Origin of the sequence: Methylobacterium sp. Leaf99 (assembly GCF_001422375.1) — a bacterium.
GTDB lineage: Bacteria > Pseudomonadota > Alphaproteobacteria > Rhizobiales > Beijerinckiaceae > Methylobacterium.
In genome coordinates this window covers 835718-850544 of sequence record NZ_LMMU01000007.1, presented here as the reverse complement: position 1 = coordinate 850544, position 14827 = coordinate 835718, and the positions used below count along the sequence as shown (strand labels likewise).

15 protein-coding genes and 1 pseudogene are annotated in these 14827 nt (G+C 65.6%); 11 read left to right on the top strand and 5 right to left on the bottom strand.

Annotation, left to right across the window (positions count from 1 at the left end):
• Positions 1–10 precede the first annotated feature (10 nt).
• Entirely contained in the window at positions 11–322 is a 312-nt protein-coding gene (locus ASF28_RS14820) for a hypothetical protein (RefSeq protein ID WP_056093934.1), read from the top strand.
• 38 nt (positions 323–360) lie between these two features.
• Here ASF28_RS14820 and ASF28_RS14815 read toward each other — a convergent pair whose 3' ends face one another.
• Positions 361–1572, bottom strand: a complete 1212-nt coding sequence (locus ASF28_RS14815) for an NADP-dependent isocitrate dehydrogenase (RefSeq protein WP_056093930.1) — start codon at positions 1570–1572, stop codon at positions 361–363.
• Between the two features lie 220 nt (positions 1573–1792).
• Here ASF28_RS14815 and ASF28_RS14810 point away from each other — a divergent pair, with 220 nt between their 5' ends.
• The 3 genes from ASF28_RS14810 (at position 1793) to ASF28_RS14800 (ending at position 5518) form a co-directional block, all read left to right on the top strand.
• A complete protein-coding gene (locus ASF28_RS14810; RefSeq protein ID WP_056093928.1) occupies positions 1793–2341 on the top strand; it encodes a formaldehyde-activating enzyme in 549 nt (182 codons plus the stop codon).
• A 4-nt stretch (positions 2342–2345) separates the two neighbouring features.
• Positions 2346–3083, top strand: coding sequence for an RNA methyltransferase (locus ASF28_RS14805; RefSeq protein ID WP_056093925.1), 738 nt, complete (start codon positions 2346–2348; stop codon positions 3081–3083).
• Positions 3084–3202: 119 nt separating this feature from the next.
• Positions 3203–5518 (top strand): putative bifunctional diguanylate cyclase/phosphodiesterase, encoded by a 2316-nt coding sequence (locus ASF28_RS14800; RefSeq protein ID WP_056093922.1) that lies wholly within the window; start codon positions 3203–3205, stop codon positions 5516–5518.
• Positions 5519–5554: 36 nt separating this feature from the next.
• Here ASF28_RS14800 and ASF28_RS14795 read toward each other — a convergent pair whose 3' ends face one another.
• The 3 genes from ASF28_RS14795 to ASF28_RS14785 all read right to left on the bottom strand — a co-directional run bounded on the left by ASF28_RS14795 (position 5555) and on the right by ASF28_RS14785 (position 8752).
• Positions 5555–6850: an O-acetylhomoserine aminocarboxypropyltransferase/cysteine synthase family protein gene (locus tag ASF28_RS14795; protein ID WP_056093919.1), complete on the bottom strand. Its 1296-nt coding sequence runs from the start codon at positions 6848–6850 to the stop codon at positions 5555–5557.
• 29 nt (positions 6851–6879) lie between these two features.
• On the bottom strand, positions 6880–7275 hold the full coding sequence (locus ASF28_RS14790) for a response regulator (RefSeq protein ID WP_056094261.1): 396 nt from the start codon (positions 7273–7275) through the stop codon (positions 6880–6882).
• A gap of 196 nt (positions 7276–7471) precedes the next feature.
• Positions 7472–8752: an O-acetylhomoserine aminocarboxypropyltransferase gene (locus tag ASF28_RS14785; protein ID WP_056094258.1), complete on the bottom strand. Its 1281-nt coding sequence runs from the start codon at positions 8750–8752 to the stop codon at positions 7472–7474.
• Positions 8753–8980: 228 nt separating this feature from the next.
• Between ASF28_RS14785 and ASF28_RS14780 the strand changes: the two genes are divergently transcribed.
• The 4 genes from ASF28_RS14780 to ASF28_RS22610 all read left to right on the top strand — a co-directional run bounded on the left by ASF28_RS14780 (position 8981) and on the right by ASF28_RS22610 (position 12555).
• The gene (locus ASF28_RS14780; RefSeq protein WP_056093916.1) at positions 8981–9328 is read left to right on the top strand and encodes a DUF3140 domain-containing protein; all 348 of its coding nucleotides are present in this window, start codon (positions 8981–8983) and stop codon (positions 9326–9328) included.
• Between the two features lie 438 nt (positions 9329–9766).
• Positions 9767–11035: an MFS transporter gene (locus ASF28_RS14775; RefSeq protein ID WP_056094255.1), complete on the top strand. Its 1269-nt coding sequence runs from the start codon at positions 9767–9769 to the stop codon at positions 11033–11035.
• A 44-nt stretch (positions 11036–11079) separates the two neighbouring features.
• Positions 11080–12003: an AAA family ATPase gene (locus ASF28_RS21910; RefSeq protein WP_200912679.1), complete on the top strand. Its 924-nt coding sequence runs from the start codon at positions 11080–11082 to the stop codon at positions 12001–12003.
• 6 nt (positions 12004–12009) lie between these two features.
• Positions 12010–12555: a hypothetical protein gene (locus ASF28_RS22610; protein WP_157085594.1), complete on the top strand. Its 546-nt coding sequence runs from the start codon at positions 12010–12012 to the stop codon at positions 12553–12555.
• Between the two features lie 43 nt (positions 12556–12598).
• Here the strand turns inward: ASF28_RS22610 and ASF28_RS14770 are convergent.
• A pseudogene (locus tag ASF28_RS14770) lies at positions 12599–13039 on the bottom strand (CoA-binding protein); the annotation flags it as partial.
• A 30-nt stretch (positions 13040–13069) separates the two neighbouring features.
• On the opposite strand from ASF28_RS14770, the gene ASF28_RS14765 reads away from it, so the two are divergent.
• The 3 genes from ASF28_RS14765 (at position 13070) to rpsI (ending at position 14796) form a co-directional block, all read left to right on the top strand.
• The gene (locus tag ASF28_RS14765) at positions 13070–13510 is read left to right on the top strand and encodes a PaaI family thioesterase (RefSeq protein ID WP_056093911.1); all 441 of its coding nucleotides are present in this window, start codon (positions 13070–13072) and stop codon (positions 13508–13510) included.
• A gap of 330 nt (positions 13511–13840) precedes the next feature.
• Positions 13841–14314 (top strand): 50S ribosomal protein L13, encoded by a 474-nt coding sequence (gene rplM / locus ASF28_RS14760; protein WP_056093908.1) that lies wholly within the window; start codon positions 13841–13843, stop codon positions 14312–14314.
• Positions 14315–14316: 2 nt separating this feature from the next.
• Positions 14317–14796 carry a 30S ribosomal protein S9 gene (gene rpsI, locus ASF28_RS14755; RefSeq protein ID WP_056093906.1) on the top strand — a complete coding sequence of 160 codons (480 nt, stop codon included), beginning with the start codon at positions 14317–14319 and terminating at the stop codon, positions 14794–14796.
• The last annotated feature ends 31 nt before the right edge of the window (positions 14797–14827 follow it).

Below are 14827 nucleotides of genomic sequence, written 5' to 3'. Positions count from 1 at the left end.
GAGACCGACCATGCCGCAGGGCGACAAGTCCCGCTATACCGACAAGCAGGTGCGCAAGGCCGAGCACATCGCCGAATCTTACGAGGCCCGTGGCGTTCCGGAAAAAGCTGCTGAGGCGCGCGCCTGGGCCACCGTCAACAAGGATGACGGCGGCGGGAAGAAACCCGGCGGATCGGGCCGGGGTCGATCGACCGGCCACCTGGCGGCCCATGCGGGTGGCGAGGCCGGCGGCAAGGCCTCCGCCGCCCGCACGCCGGAACAGCGCTCGGCCTCGGCGAAGAAGGCCGCCGAGACGCGCAGGCGCAACGCCGCCAAGGCTTGAGGTGCGGCCCCGCCCCCGACGAAGCCGCGTCCTCCGTCTCAGGCCATGGCGGCCTTGAGGTGCTGATCGACCTTGTCGAGGAAGCCCGTCGTCGAGAGCCACTTCTGGTCCGGGCCGACGAGGAGGGCGAGGTCCTTGGTCATGAACCCGGCCTCGACGGTATCGACGCAGACCGTCTCCAGGGTGGTGGCGAACTTGGCCAGATCCGCGTTGCCGTCGAGCTTGGCCCGGTGGGCGAGACCGCGCGACCATGCGAAGATCGACGCGATGGAGTTGGTCGAGGTCTCCTTGCCCTTCTGATGCTCGCGGTAGTGGCGCGTCACCGTGCCGTGCGCGGCTTCGGCCTCCACGGTCTGGCCGTCGGGGGTGAGGAGCACGGAGGTCATCAGGCCCAGCGATCCGAAGCCCTGGGCGACGGTGTCGGACTGCACGTCGCCGTCGTAGTTCTTGCAGGCCCAGACGTAGCCGCCGGACCATTTGAGGGCCGAGGCCACCATGTCGTCGATGAGGCGGTGCTCGTAGGTGATGCCGGCCGCGTCGAACTTGGCCTTGAACTCGTTCTGGAACACCTCCTCGAACAGGTCCTTGAACCGGCCGTCATAGGCTTTGAGGATGGTGTTCTTGGTGGACAGATAGACCGGGTACTTGCGGTTGAGACCGTAGTTCATCGAGGCACGGGCGAAGTCGCGGATCGAATCGTCGAGGTTGTACATGGCCTGGGCGACGCCGGGGGAGGGGAAGTTGAACACTTCCCGCTCGATGACGGTGCCGTCCTCGCCCTCGAACTTGATGGTGAGGCGGCCCTTGCCCGGCACCTTGAAGTCCGTTGCCTTGTACTGGTCGCCGTAGGCGTGGCGCCCGACGACGATGGGCTGGGTCCAGCCCGGAACGAGGCGGGGTACGTTCTTGCAGATGATCGGCTCGCGGAAGATCACGCCGCCGAGGATGTTGCGGATCGTGCCATTGGGCGACTTCCACATTTCCTTGAGGTTGAATTCCTTCACCCGCTGCTCGTCGGGGGTGATGGTGGCGCACTTCACGCCGACGCCGTGGCGCTTGATCGCCTCGGCGGCCTCGACGGTCACCCGGTCGCCCGTGGCATCGCGGTGCTCGACGCCGAGATCGTAATACTCGAGGTCGAGGTCGAGATAGGGGTGGATGAGCTTGGTCTTGATCTCGCTCCAGATGATCCGGGTCATCTCGTCGCCGTCGAGTTCGACGACGGGCTTGGCTACCTTGATCTTATCCATCGCGTGTCAGGCCTTCCGCAAAGATTCCGAGGGGCCCCATGCAAATGCCGTGCGGCCCCGCGGGCGGGTCATAGCGCGGGCGTCGCAGCGACGGAAGGCGGACGGGACCTCTGGCGCCGTGACAGGCAGCGGCATCTGTCAGGGCCACCGCGCCTCTGGACATTCGCGGCGCGAGGGGGGATCTGGCTCCCATCACGAAGTGGGACGGAACAGAAAAACCATGAGCGAACGCATCATCCTGCGGGCCGGCGAGGCCCTGGTCGCGGGCGGCCCGCCCAACACGGCCGCCGAGCCGGAGGTCATCATCGGCGAACTCGATGGACCTGTCGGCATCGCGCTCGCCACCCTCACGGGCGATCAGGTGGTCGGCCACAGCCGCGTCTTCGCCCTGCTCAACACCGACATCATGGTCCGCCCGGTGACCCTGTGCGTCTCCAAGGTGAGCGTGACCGAGTCGAAGTACACCTCGATTCTCATGGGCACCGTGCAGTTCGCCATCGCCAACGGCGTCCTCGACGCCGTGCGGCTGGGCTATATCCCCAAGGAAAAGGCCAACGACCTCGGCATCATCTGCTCGGTCTGGCTCAGCCCCGGGGTGATCGAGGCCGAGACCGTGGACCACAAGGCCCTGTTCGAGATTCAGCGGAAGGGCATGACCGAGGCCATCCGCAAGGCCATGACCAACGAGCCGTCCATCGACTGGCTGCTGGAGAACCAGGACAAGATCATCCACAAATATTACCAGATGGGCCTCGACGGAAAGATCTAGGCCCATGCCGAGCGCGCCCGTCGTCGTCCTCGTCGAGCCGCAGCTGGCCGAGAATATCGGCATGGTCGCGCGCGCCATGGCCAATTTCGGTCTGTCCCAACTCCGCCTCGTGGCCCCGAAGAACGGCTGGCCGAAGAAGGGCGTGCGCGAGGCGGCCTCGGGCGCGACCCATGTGCTCGACAACGCGACGGTGTTCGCCACGGTCGCGGAGGCGATCGCCGACCTTCACTACGTCCTTGCGACGACGGCGCGCGAGCGCGGGCAGATGAAGCGCGTGATGGGTCCCGACGACGCCATGCGCGATGTCGTCGTCCGGGACGGTCAGAGGGTCGGCATCCTGTTCGGGCGCGAGCGGGCTGGCCTGAGCAACGAAGAGGTGTCGCTCGCCGACGCCATCGTGACCTTTCCGGTGACGGAGGAGTTCCCCTCCCTCAATCTCGCCCAGGGGGTTCTCCTCGTCGGATACGAGTGGCGCCGGGCGGCGGGACTCGCGCGCCTGCCTTTCTCGGGCGAGATGCTGGCGCCGCCCGCGACCCGCGAGGCCATGGCCTCCCTCGTCGGAGCCCTCGAGGACAGCCTGGCGACGGCCGGATTCTACCCGCCGGAGAAGCGCGATATCATCGCCCGCAACATGCGCGACATGCTCCACCGCATGGCGATGACGGAACAGGACGTGCGCACCCTGCGCGGCGCCCTGCGCGCCCTCCGGCGGCCCCCGCGGGGTGATCGCAGCACCTCGTGACGGCCTCCCGTGAAACTCCCGTGGTGCCCTCGTGCTCGGGGCGATGACCGACGGCGACAGGTTTTTCGTGCGGCCCCTTAAGCTCTGCGCCAGCTTTCTCGTGCAAAGGGCGGAGTGCCATGCCGAGCAACCGTCTCCACCCCATCGGCGGCGAGTTCGCCGTCCCCGAGCGCGAAGCCGCTTTCCAGGCCGAGCGGCTGCCGGAAACGATCCGGCACACCCGCCTCATCTTCCTGTTCGCCGTCGTCCTCAACGGCCTGTTCCTGTTGAGCGACGCGCGCTTTTACGGACAGGCGCATTTCCTCCCGGCCATCACCGCACGGCTCACCGTCATCGTGGTGTCCTACGTGGCCTACCGGGCCGTGCGGACCGTCGACGGGTTTCCCGCCCTGCAACGGGTGATGATCGGATGGCAGTTCGTCAGTGCCGTTGCGGTGGGGTATCTGTGCTCGACGCGGTCGGACATCGCGCTGTTCGTCCTGCTGATGCTCCCCGCGGTCTACATGCTCGTGGTGCCGACGAGTTTCCGCTGGACCTTGATCTCCGGCAACTTCTGCACCGTGGTGCTGCTCTGCGGGTACCTGCTCCCGGCGCCGGTTCCCCCCACGGCCCTGGGCATCGTGATGGCGACCGCCATGTCGAACGTGCCGATCCTCCTCTTCGTCGTTCGCTGGAACCGCCTGCGGCGGCTGGAGTGGACGGCGGTCCGGGCGGCGCAGCGTGCCAATGACGAGCTCGCCGACAGCCGCCGGCTGTTCGAGACGATGTTCCGGGCCGTGCCCGTGCCGATCGTGGTCTCATGCCAGTCGGACGGCCGGTTCGTGAACGTGAACGACGCCGGCCTGGCGTTCTTCGGAATTCCGGACCGGGCGAGCATCGTCCGCTACACCACGCGCGATGTGGTCGATTCGAGCGAGCGACGCCGCCTCCAGGCGCTTCTCGACGCCCACGGATCGACCCGCGACCAGGAGTCGAGCATCACGACCCTCGCCGGAGCCCGGCGCGACATCCTCCTGTCGATGGAGACGGTCCAGGCCGACGGGGTACCGTACATCGTCTCAAGCCTCGTCGACATCACCAGCCGCAAGGCGGTGGAGGAGCGCATCCGGATCGCGGCCAACCACGACGTTCTCACCGGACTGCCCAATCGCGCCCTGTTCCAGGCGACCCTCGACAACGCCCTGGCGCACGCCCGGGTCGTGGGTGGCGAGGTCGGATTGATCCTCATCGATCTCGACGCCTTCAAGGAGGTCAACGACACCCTCGGCCACGATGCCGGCGACACCCTGCTCAAGGAAGTCGCCCGGCGGCTGAACGACGTGACGCAACCGAGCGACCTCGTGGCACGCCTGGGCGGCGACGAGTTCGTCGTCATCGCACCGTGCGGACCTGTCGGCGAAGCAGGGCCTCGCGACCTCGACGCCTTGAGCGACGTGATCCTGGACGCCCTTCGACCACCCACCGCCATCGGCGGCCGCATCGTCGCCCCGCGTGCCAGTCTCGGCATCGCCGTCTATCCCGCCGACGCGAAGAGTTCGACCGACCTGTTCACCGACGCGGATCTCGCCCTCTACGCGGCGAAGGGGGCGGGGCGGAATCGCGCCATGCGCTTCGTGCCGAGTCTTCGCGCGATCATCGAAGATCGCGTGACCCTCATCCGTGAGATGCGCGTGGCCCTCGAAGAGGGTGGATTGGTCCCGTTCTATCAGCCCAAGGTCGATCTCGCGACGGGCGGTGTGGTCGGTTTCGAGGCCCTGGCGCGCTGGCGGCATCCGGCCCGCGGTTTGCTCGCACCCGCCGCCTTCGCCGCGGTGTTCGACGATCCGGAGATCGGAATCGGGGTCGGTCGGGTCCTGCGCCGACAGATCGTCTCCGACGTCACCCGCTGGATCGATGGCGGCCACGATCCGGGGCGGGTGTTCCTCAACCTGTCCTCGGCGCAGTTCGGCGAAGGCGACCTCGCCGAGGCGCTCCTGGCGGATATCGCCGCGGTTGGCCTCGCCCGCGACCGGATCGGCGTCGAAATCACCGAGACGGTGCTCCTGGGCGGGAACGGCGATCGGGTCGGGCCCGTCCTCGACGCCCTGCACGCCGCCGGTATCCGCGTGGCCCTGGACGATTTCGGGACGGGGTACGCCTCTCTCACGCACCTGAAGCGTTTTCCGGTGGATGAGATCAAGATCGATCGCAGTTTCGTCCAGGACCTCGAGCGCGACTCGGACGACGCCGCCATCGTCACCGCCGTCCTCCAACTCGGACGCAGCCTCGGCCTCGACGTCACGGCGGAGGGCGTCGAGACCGAAGCGCAGGCGCGGGTCCTCCTGGCGGAGGGCTGCGGCTACGTCCAGGGCTACCTCTACGGCAGGCCGATGCCGGCCGAGCGGGTGCCGGGTTTCCTGACCCCGAACACCGGAGATGTCCCGGTTCGCGCCTGACGCCGGACGGTGCTGGCGTACCGCTCGAAAGGCGGTTCAGCCCGCCTGCGCCAGGGCCTGCTCGATGTCGGCGATGAGGTCCTCGGCGTTCTCCAGGCCGATGGAGAGGCGCACGGTCTCGGGTCCCACCATGGCGGCCTGCTTCTCGTGCGGCAGCAGCTGACGGTGCGTCGTCGTCGCCGGGTGGATCGCCAGGGACTTGATCTCGCCGATGTTGACGAGGTGCGAGACGAGCTTGAGACCCATGATGAACCGGATCGCCGCCGGCTCGCCGCCCTTCAGGGCGAAGGTGAAGATCGAGCCCGGTCCGTCCGGCACGTACCGCGCCGCGAGGGCCTCCCCCGGCTGGCCGGGCAGGGCGGGATAGCTCACCCACGCCACGGCCGGGTGATCCTTGAGGAAGCCCGCCACCGTCCGGGCGTTGGCGCAGTGGCGCGCCATGCGCAGGGGCAGGGTCTCGATGCCCGTGAGGGTGAGGAAGGCGTTCATCGGCGACAGGCCGGGCCCGAGCTCGCGCAGGCCGAACAGGCGACAGGCCACGGCGAAGCTGAAATCGGGGAAGCGCTCGGTGATGACGAGGCCGTCGTAGTCTTCCCACGGCTCGGCGATGAGGTTGTAGCGGTCGGGCGCCGCCGCCCAGTCGAAGGTGCCGGCGTCGCAGATCACGCCGCCGATGGTCTGGCCGGAGCCGCCGAGGAACTTCGAGGTCGAGTGCATGACGATGTCGGCGCCGTGCTCGATGGGCCGGATCAGGGCCGGGGAGGCCAGGGTGTTGTCGACGATGAGCGGCAGCTTGTGGCGCCGCGCCACCGCGGCGATGCCCGCCAGATCCATGACGGTGGCGCACGGATTGACGATGGATTCGCAGACGATGGCCTTCGTCTCGGGCGTGATCGCCGCCTCGAAATCCGCCGGGTCGAGACCCTTGGCGTAGAGGGCCTTCAGGTCGTAGCGCCCGTCGAGGCGGTTGATGAGGCCGAGGGAGCCGCCGAACAGGCGCGGCGAGACAACGTAGGCGTCCCCGCTGCGCATCAGGGTCATCAGGATCAGCAGCAGGGCGGACTGGCCGGACGAGACCGCCACGGCGGAGGTGGCCCCCTCCAGGGCGGCGACGCGGCGCTCCAGGGCGGCGACCGTGGGGTTCGAGCCGCGCGAGTACGAGAAGCCCGTGCGGCGCATGGCGAAGATGTCCGCCGCCTGCTCCGTCGACTCGAACACGAAGCCGTTGGTGAAGTAGATCGGCTGGACCCGGGCGCCGGTGGCGGGGTCGGGGGCCGCGCCGGCATGGATGGCGGCGGTGGCGAAGCGCTGGGGTCTGGTCTCGGTGGCCATGGGGCCTTTTCTCGAAGTCTGACAGGGAGTTAGGCGGCCCGGTGCACGAAGGCGCGCAGGGTCCGCACGAGGGTCGAGGGTTCGTAGGGCTTCGGGATGAACCGAGCCCCGTCGGGCATGTCGTGGGGGCCGGGGGTCCCCATGCCGGAGACGACGAGGACGGGGATCGCCGGCCAGCGATGGGCGACGAGCCGGGCGAGGGCGAAGCCGTCCATGGAGCCGCGCGGCATGTCGACGTCGGTCATCAGCACGCCGACATCGTCGCGATTCTCCAACACCGTCAAGGCCTTGTCGGCGTGGCTCGCCTCCACCACGGTGAAGCCCGCATCCGCCAGGGTGTCGGCCGCTTCCATCAGGAGCAGGCCGTCGTCTTCGACGAGGAGCACGACGGAGAGGTCTCGGGAGAGGTCTTGGGAGTGCGTCATCGGCGGCCGGACGATCTCGCGCAACGGGATGGTCGGGGCCTATTCCCCGCCACCCATGCCGTCAACAACGGGGCCCGGACCGCCTTCGTTTCACCGGCGCGGGTATGACGCGGCGCGCCGGCGCACGGCCTCGTGCGCCGAGGCCCGGTCCGGTCCACGCCCCGGCGCGCGCCGGCGCGCCGTACCGATGCGCCGGTCACGCCGACAGCGCCGCGTCGAGGTCCTCGATGAGGTCGGCCGGGTCCTCGAGGCCGATGGACAGGCGCACCACCTCCGGCCCGGCCCCGGCCGAAATCTTTTGGGGATCGGTGAGCTGGCGGTGGGTGGTGGAGGCCGGGTGGATCACCAGGGAGCGGGTGTCGCCGATATTGGCGAGATGCGAGAACAGCTGCAGGTTCGACACCAGTTTCACGCCGGCCGCGTAGCCGCCCTTGAGGCCGACGGTGAAGACGGCGCCGGAGCCCAGCGGCGCGTAGCGCCGGGCGAGGGCGTGGTAGGGGTCGCTCTCCAGGCCTGGATAGCTGACCCAGTCCACGGCGGCATGGCCCGAAAGGTGGGTGGCGATGGCGAGCGCGTTGTCGCAGTGGCGCTGCATCCGGAGCGGCAGGGTCTCGATGCCGTTGAGGATGAGGAAGGCGTTGAACGGCGCGAGGGCCGGCCCGAGGTCGCGCAGGCCGAGCACCCGGATGGCGATGGCGAAAGCGAAGTTGCCGAAGTTTTCGGACAGCACCATCCCGGCATATTCCGGCCGGGGCTGCGACAGGGCCGGATAGCGGTTGTCGCCGGCCCAGTTGAAGGTGCCGCCATCGACCACGAGGCCGCCGATGGAGTTGCCGTGGCCCCCTAAGAACTTCGTCGCCGAATGCACCACGATGTCGGCGCCGTGCTCGAACGGGCGGATGAGGTACGGCGTCGCCATGGTGTTGTCGACGACGAGGGGAATGTTGTGGCGCTTGGCGATGGCCGACAGCGCCGCGATGTCGGTGATGACGCCGCCCGGATTGGCGATGGACTCGCAGAAGATCGCCTTGGTGCGGGGCGTGATGGCGCGCTCGAACGACGACGGGTCGTCGGTCTTGGCCCAGACCACGTTCCAGCCGAAGTTCCTGTAGGCGTGGTTGAACTGGTTGATGGAGCCGCCGTAGAGCTTGTCGGCCGCGATGAATTCGTCGCCCGGCTGCATCAGGGCGTTCATGGTCAGGAACTCGGCGGCGTGGCCCGAGGCGACGGCCACCGCCGCCGTGCCGCCTTCGAGGGCGGCGATGCGCTCCTCCAGCACGGCGTTGGTCGGGTTGGTGATGCGCGAGTAGATGTTGCCGAAGGCCTGGAGGCCGAACAGCGACGCGGCGTGGTCGACGTCGTCGAACACGAACGACGCCGTCTGGTAGATCGGGGTCGCCCGCGCGCCCGTGGACTTGTCGGGGGCGGCGCCGGCGTGGATCGCCAGGGTGTTGAAGCCGGGCAGGCGGTCGGTCATGGAATCCTCCAGGGGCCGGCGGGCCCACATCGGCACCGTTCTAGCGCCAACCGTTGTCAGCGGAAGGGCCCCCCTGGCCCTGTTCCGCTTAAACGAACATCCGTTCTTTGTAGCGGACGAGCGCCCGAGGTCAAGCGCGAGCCCTGGGGCACGCGGCCACGGCCCGGAACCGGCCCACCCCCGTATGCGTGATCGATCGGCAGACACACGAACCCGGGAGTTTTCGCCATGGCCGAGCATGACGACGAGACCACGTGGACGGACTTCAAGGCGGCCATGAACATGACCGCCTCAGCCCTGGAGAAGTTTCTCGACACCGACGAGAGCCATGCCGTCGGCCAGAAATCCAACGGCAAGGGCGAATCCACCGGCCACGCCTCCGGCCGCCGCATCGTCGAACTGCTCCACACCAAGAAAGCGGATCTCACCGAGGACGACTACGCCCACATGCGCAAGGTCGTCAGCTACGTCCACCGCCACCTCAAGCAGGGCGGCCCCGACGACAAGGACGCCGTGAAGGATTCGCCCTGGCGCCTGTCGCTGATGAACTGGGGGCATGATCCGCTGAAGGATTGATGCGGGTGTCGCGTGCGCTTTTCCCTACCCCGCAGGACCGGGCATTCGCAGATGGATGCTTGCGCGTGCGTCAGCCCCTAGCGCAGAGCGCCGGCGCGCATCCCCTCTCCCCGCTTGCGGGGAGAGGGCCGCAGGCACCCCGTCGTGCCTGCGGCGAGCGGAGGCGAAGCCGCAGCGACGGTGAGGGGGCGATTCCGGAAGTGCCTCTTCCGACAAAGCCCCCTCACCCTCGGCTGCCGCCTCGACGCGCTCCCCGACGAGGGGGAGACGCGTCCCTCTCCCCGCAGGCGGGGCGAGGGGATGCGTGCATCCGTTCAGCCCGAAGGCGTGGTCCGCCGGCAATGGCGTAAGATCGTCCGCCAGTACCCGATGACATCACCCGCAATCCGTCCCTAGGCACCCCCCGAAAGCTTCGCTACAGCGGCGGCCATGCGCTCCATCAGCCCACCCGTCTCCGCCGCGCGGATTCTCGTCGCCAGCTTCGTCGGCACGGCCATCGAGTTCTACGACTTCTACGTCTACGCCACCGCCGCCGCCCTGGTGATCGGGCCGATCTTCTTCCCGCCGGGCGATCCGGCGGTGCAGACGCTCGCGGCGTTCGCGACCTTCTCCATCGCGTTCATCGCCCGGCCCCTGGGGGCGGCGTTCTTCGGGCATTTCGGCGACCGGGTCGGGCGGAAAGCCACCCTGGTGGCCTCGCTGATGATCATGGGCCTGTCGACGGTGCTCATCGGCTGCCTGCCGACCTACGCCACCGCCGGGTGGTGGGCGCCGTTCGCCCTCTGCGTCCTGCGCTTCGGCCAGGGCCTGGGTTTTGGCGGCGAGTGGGGCGGGGCGGCGTTGCTGGCCGTAGAGAACGCGCCGCCGGGCCGCCGCGCCCTCTACGGCATCTTTCCGCAGCTCGGCGCGCCGGTGGGCTTCATCACCGCCAATCTCGGGTTTTTGGGGTTGGCCCTGGCGTTGAGCCCCGAGGATTTCCAGGCCTGGGGCTGGCGCATCCCGTTCCTGGCCTCCGCCGCCCTCGTCGGCGTCGGGCTCTACGTCCGCCTGAAGCTCACCGAGACCCCGGTGTTCCAGGCCGCCCTCGAACAGGCCGCCCCCGAGCGCGTGCCGCTCGCGGTGATTTTTTCGAAGTACCTGCGCGCGACTCTGCTCGGCACCTTCGCCATGGTGGCCTGCTACGCGGTGTTCTACCTCTCCACGGTGTTCGCCCTCAGCTACGGCGTTTCGACCCTCGGCTTCACCCGGCCGACCTTCCTGCTGTTCGAATGCGTCGCCGTGCTGTTCATGGCCCTCGGCATCCCGCTCTCCGGCTGGGCCGCCGATGCCTACGGCCGCCGCCCCGTCCTGCTCTCCGGCCTCGCCTTCACGGCCAGCCTCGGCCTGCTCATGGGCCCCATGCTCGGCAGCGGCCAGGGCGGCCTCGTGCTCGGCTTCCTGTGCCTCGGCCTGTTCGCCATGGGCTGGCTGTTCGGCCCCATGGGGGCTTTGCTCCCCGAGCTGTTCCCGACGCGGGTGCGCTACACCGGGGCGTCGGTGACCTACAACCTTGCGGGGATTTTGGGGGCGTCCGCTGCGCCGTACCTGGCGCAGCGGTTGAGTGAGTGGGGTGGTGTGGGTTGGGTGGGGCTTTATCTGGCTGTGGCGGCTGGGGTTAGTTTTTGGGCTGTGTGGTTGATGGAGGAGACTAGACGAAAACCAATATAAACATTTGATGGTCGCCCCGGTTTAATTAAAAATTTGACAACAGCATGAGGATTCGTATCATTGGTCGGAATTTATCTAAATTGCTGTTTTACGTTTCGTTCGATTTTTTAGAAAATCATATGTCAAGACCTAATGGTCCACTCGTCGTTTGCGTAATCAATCTCAAAGGCGGGGTCGGAAAGTCAACAATTTCAGCGTTATTGTGTAGGCACGCATCCATTTATTTGCAAAAAGACGTTCTTGCTGTGGATCTAGATCCTCAAGCGAATCTTAGTCAAGCTTTGATGAGGGGGACATACAATCGGTTCCTATCGCAGGGAGACCCCTCCATCGTGGAAATTTTCAACGGATACCGGCCACCGTCTGCCAGTTCACAGGCAAGTGGCCCACTAAACGCTTCTGAAGTAGCAATACCGGTCATCACCTTTGAAAACCATAGTTTAGATGTAATACCTTCCCGATTTGATTTCTCCGACAATCTTACCAATGCTATACCGCCTGACCCAAAAATCTTAGCCCGGTTTTTATCTACGGAGTTTCGCAATAAAAATCTTATAATTATAGATTGTGCTCCAACAGAATCGGTGCTCACACAGGCTGCCTATCATGCCAGCGGTCTGGTCTTGGTTCCAGTCAAACCAGAATTTTTTGCTACTATCGGATTTCCATTACTTCAACAATCATTGGTAAACTTTCGAAATGCTAATCGAGGTAATCGAATTGATGTAGCAGGCGTTGTTGTTAATAACGCGTTTTATGACGGCGGAAACAATGGCGGCCCTGAAAAAACAAGAGCTATGTTGGAAATTCGCGCGGAAGCTGCCAAAAACGATTGGCCGATTTTTCGAACAGAACTTCCTTTCTCGCGAGGTTTTCCAAAACTGATGCGTGGTGACCAAAGTTATTCAGGAAACGCTGCCATTTTTCCTCGCTTCGCAAAAGAGTTTTTCAACTCTATTGGACTTTGATAGATCATGAAAAATGATCCAGACAAACTTTTGATCAGCTTGCTTTCCACTTTAGTCAATGAGTGGGGTTTTGAAGAAGTCTATGAAAAGCTCAGCAAAATTGAGAGTAGAACTCTTGATCGGTCAAACAAAAATCGAAATGTTTCTGGCGAAAAAAACTTTCAGAATAGAAAACCTGCAAGAAAGCTATTACCGAAAGATTATATTGACAAGATTCAGGCGACAGATCAGCAGAAAAATATTTTGTATCGAATTGCCGACGGTTTTGAGAAAAAAGAGTTCTTAACAAGCCTATCAGATATACAGCATTTCTTGGGAAAATTCGGTGTTTACTCAGAAAATCTTAAGCACCGCCCAGACTCTTTCCGCATAATTGCAAATGTGCTAAAAGATATGCCAGAAGACAAGCTCAGAAGCGTGCTGGAAGAGTTGCCTTTGTATGGATTAACTCAACTTGGTCCCTTGTCGGACGCTATCCGAGAAGCAAACAAATCGATTAGGCCTTTACAAGTGAATAACAATCTTTCTGATGAACATACGAAAGACAAGTAAGTCGATTAATTTAACTTGCTAATATGTAATTTTATAATTTAAGTTCGATCTTCGGACACCGATCCATCACCACCACGCACCCCTTCGCCTCCGCCCTTGCGGCGGCGGCGTCATCTCGCACGCCGACCTGCATCCAAACAAAGCGCGGCAGCCAGGGCAGGGCCAGCGCCTCGTCCACCACCCCACCCGCCGCGTCGGACTGGCGAAAGATTTCGACCATGTCGACGGGCTCGGTCAGGTCGGCGAGGCGGGCGAGGACGGGGACACCCAAAAGCGTCCGCCCGGCGAGGCCGGGGTTGATCGGGGTGACGCGATATCCGCGCCCGAGCAGGAACGCCATGACGTGGTGGCTCGGCCGGGCCGGGTTGGCCGAGGCGCCGACCAGGGCGATGTGTCGGGTCTCGGTGAGGACCCGGCGGATCAGGGCGGGGTCGTAGGCGTCGTGGCTGGGCATGCCGGCCCCTTGTCGGGCATGGCCCGGCATGCTGCAAGGTCGAGACGGAGACCCGCCCGCATGTCCGACACCCCGCCGCTCGCCCTGTCGCTGTCCGAGACCCGAAACTTCCTCGACGCGGCGTTTCCGCAGATGGCGGCGGGCGGGCGGACCTATCACCTCGTCGGCGTCGGGCCCCTGCGCGCGACCATGCGCATGGACCACCACGACCGCCACCTGCGCCCCGGCGGCACGGTCTCGGGCCCGTCCATGATGGCGCTCGCCGATTACGCCCTCTACGCGGCGATTCTGTCGAACATCGGCCCCGTGGCGCTGGCCGTCACCACGAGCCTCAACTTCAACTTTTTGCGCAGGCCCGGTCCGAACGGGCTTTTCGCGGAGGCGCGGCTGCTGAAGCTCGGGCGGCGCCTCGCCGTGGGCGAGGTGGCGATCACCGCGCCCGATTCGAACGAGCTCGTGTGCCACGCCACCGGGACGTACTCGATCCCGCCGGAGCGGTAGCACGGCGAACCCTCCCCCCGCTGCGGGGGAGGGTGCCTGCGGAGCAGGCGGGAGAGGGGAGCGACGCTTCCGGATCGGTCACACCCCTCATCCGACCCGCTGACGCGGGCCACCTTCTCCCGCAGGGGGAAGAAGGGGATGCGCACCTTGCGGTACTCCAATACCACTTCTGCGAACCCGCTCAGAACATTGCGGTTTTCGCCATTTCGAGGCCCGAAACCGCATTCCGGCTTGACGCCGCGCCGATCACCCCCTAGAGACCGCACCAACGCCGCCGCGTCCTGCACGTGGCGGCGCGCCCTTTTCAAGATCAGTATGGAACGTCACGGGATGAGCAGCGCGCAAAAGACCTTTTCGCTGAAGCCCGCCGATGTCGACAAGAAGTGGATCATCGTCGATGCGGAGGGCCTGGTCGTCGGCCGGCTCGCCTCCATCATCGCGATGCGCCTGCGTGGCAAGCACAAGGCTTCGTACACGCCCCACGTCGATTGCGGCGACAACGTCATCGTCATCAACGCCGAGAAGGTGAAGTTCACCGGCCGCAAGCGCGAGCAGAAGGTGTACTACCACCACACCGGCTATCCGGGCGGCATCAAGGAGCGGACGGCCAAGTTTATCCTCGACGGCCGGTTCCCCGAGCGCATCGTCGAGAAGGCCGTGGAGCGCATGCTCCCGCGCGGTCCGCTCTTCCGCGAGATCATGGGCAACCTCCGGGTCTACAAGGGCTCCGAGCATCCCCACACCGCCCAGCAGCCGCAGGCGCTCGACGTCGGCAGCCTCAACCGCAAGAACGTGAGCGCTTGATCATGGCGACCCTCCAGTCCCTCTCCGACCTCACCCGCGGCAACGTCGAGAACCCCGAGGACGCCGCCCCCGTCCACGTGCAGAAGCTCGATGCCCAGGGCCGCGCCTACGCCACCGGCAAGCGCAAGGACGCCGTCGCCCGCGTCTGGATCAAGCCCGGCAACGGCACGGTCATCGTCAACGGCCGCGCCGTCGAGGTGTACTTCGCCCGCCCCGTGCTGCGCATGATCCTGCGCCAGCCCCTCACCATCGCCAACCGCGTCGACCAGTACGACATCACCGTCACGGTGCATGGCGGCGGTCTCTCGGGTCAGGCCGGCGCCGTGCGCCACGGCCTGTCCAAGGCCCTGACCTACTACGAGCCCGAGCTGCGCTCGCCGCTCAAGCGCGAGGGCTTCCTCACCCGCGACAGCCGCGTGGTCGAGCGCAAGAAGTACGGCCGCAAGAAGGCCCGCCGCAGCTTCCAGTTCTCGAAGCGCTGATCGGCCCACCACGGACTTGCGAGAAGGGCGG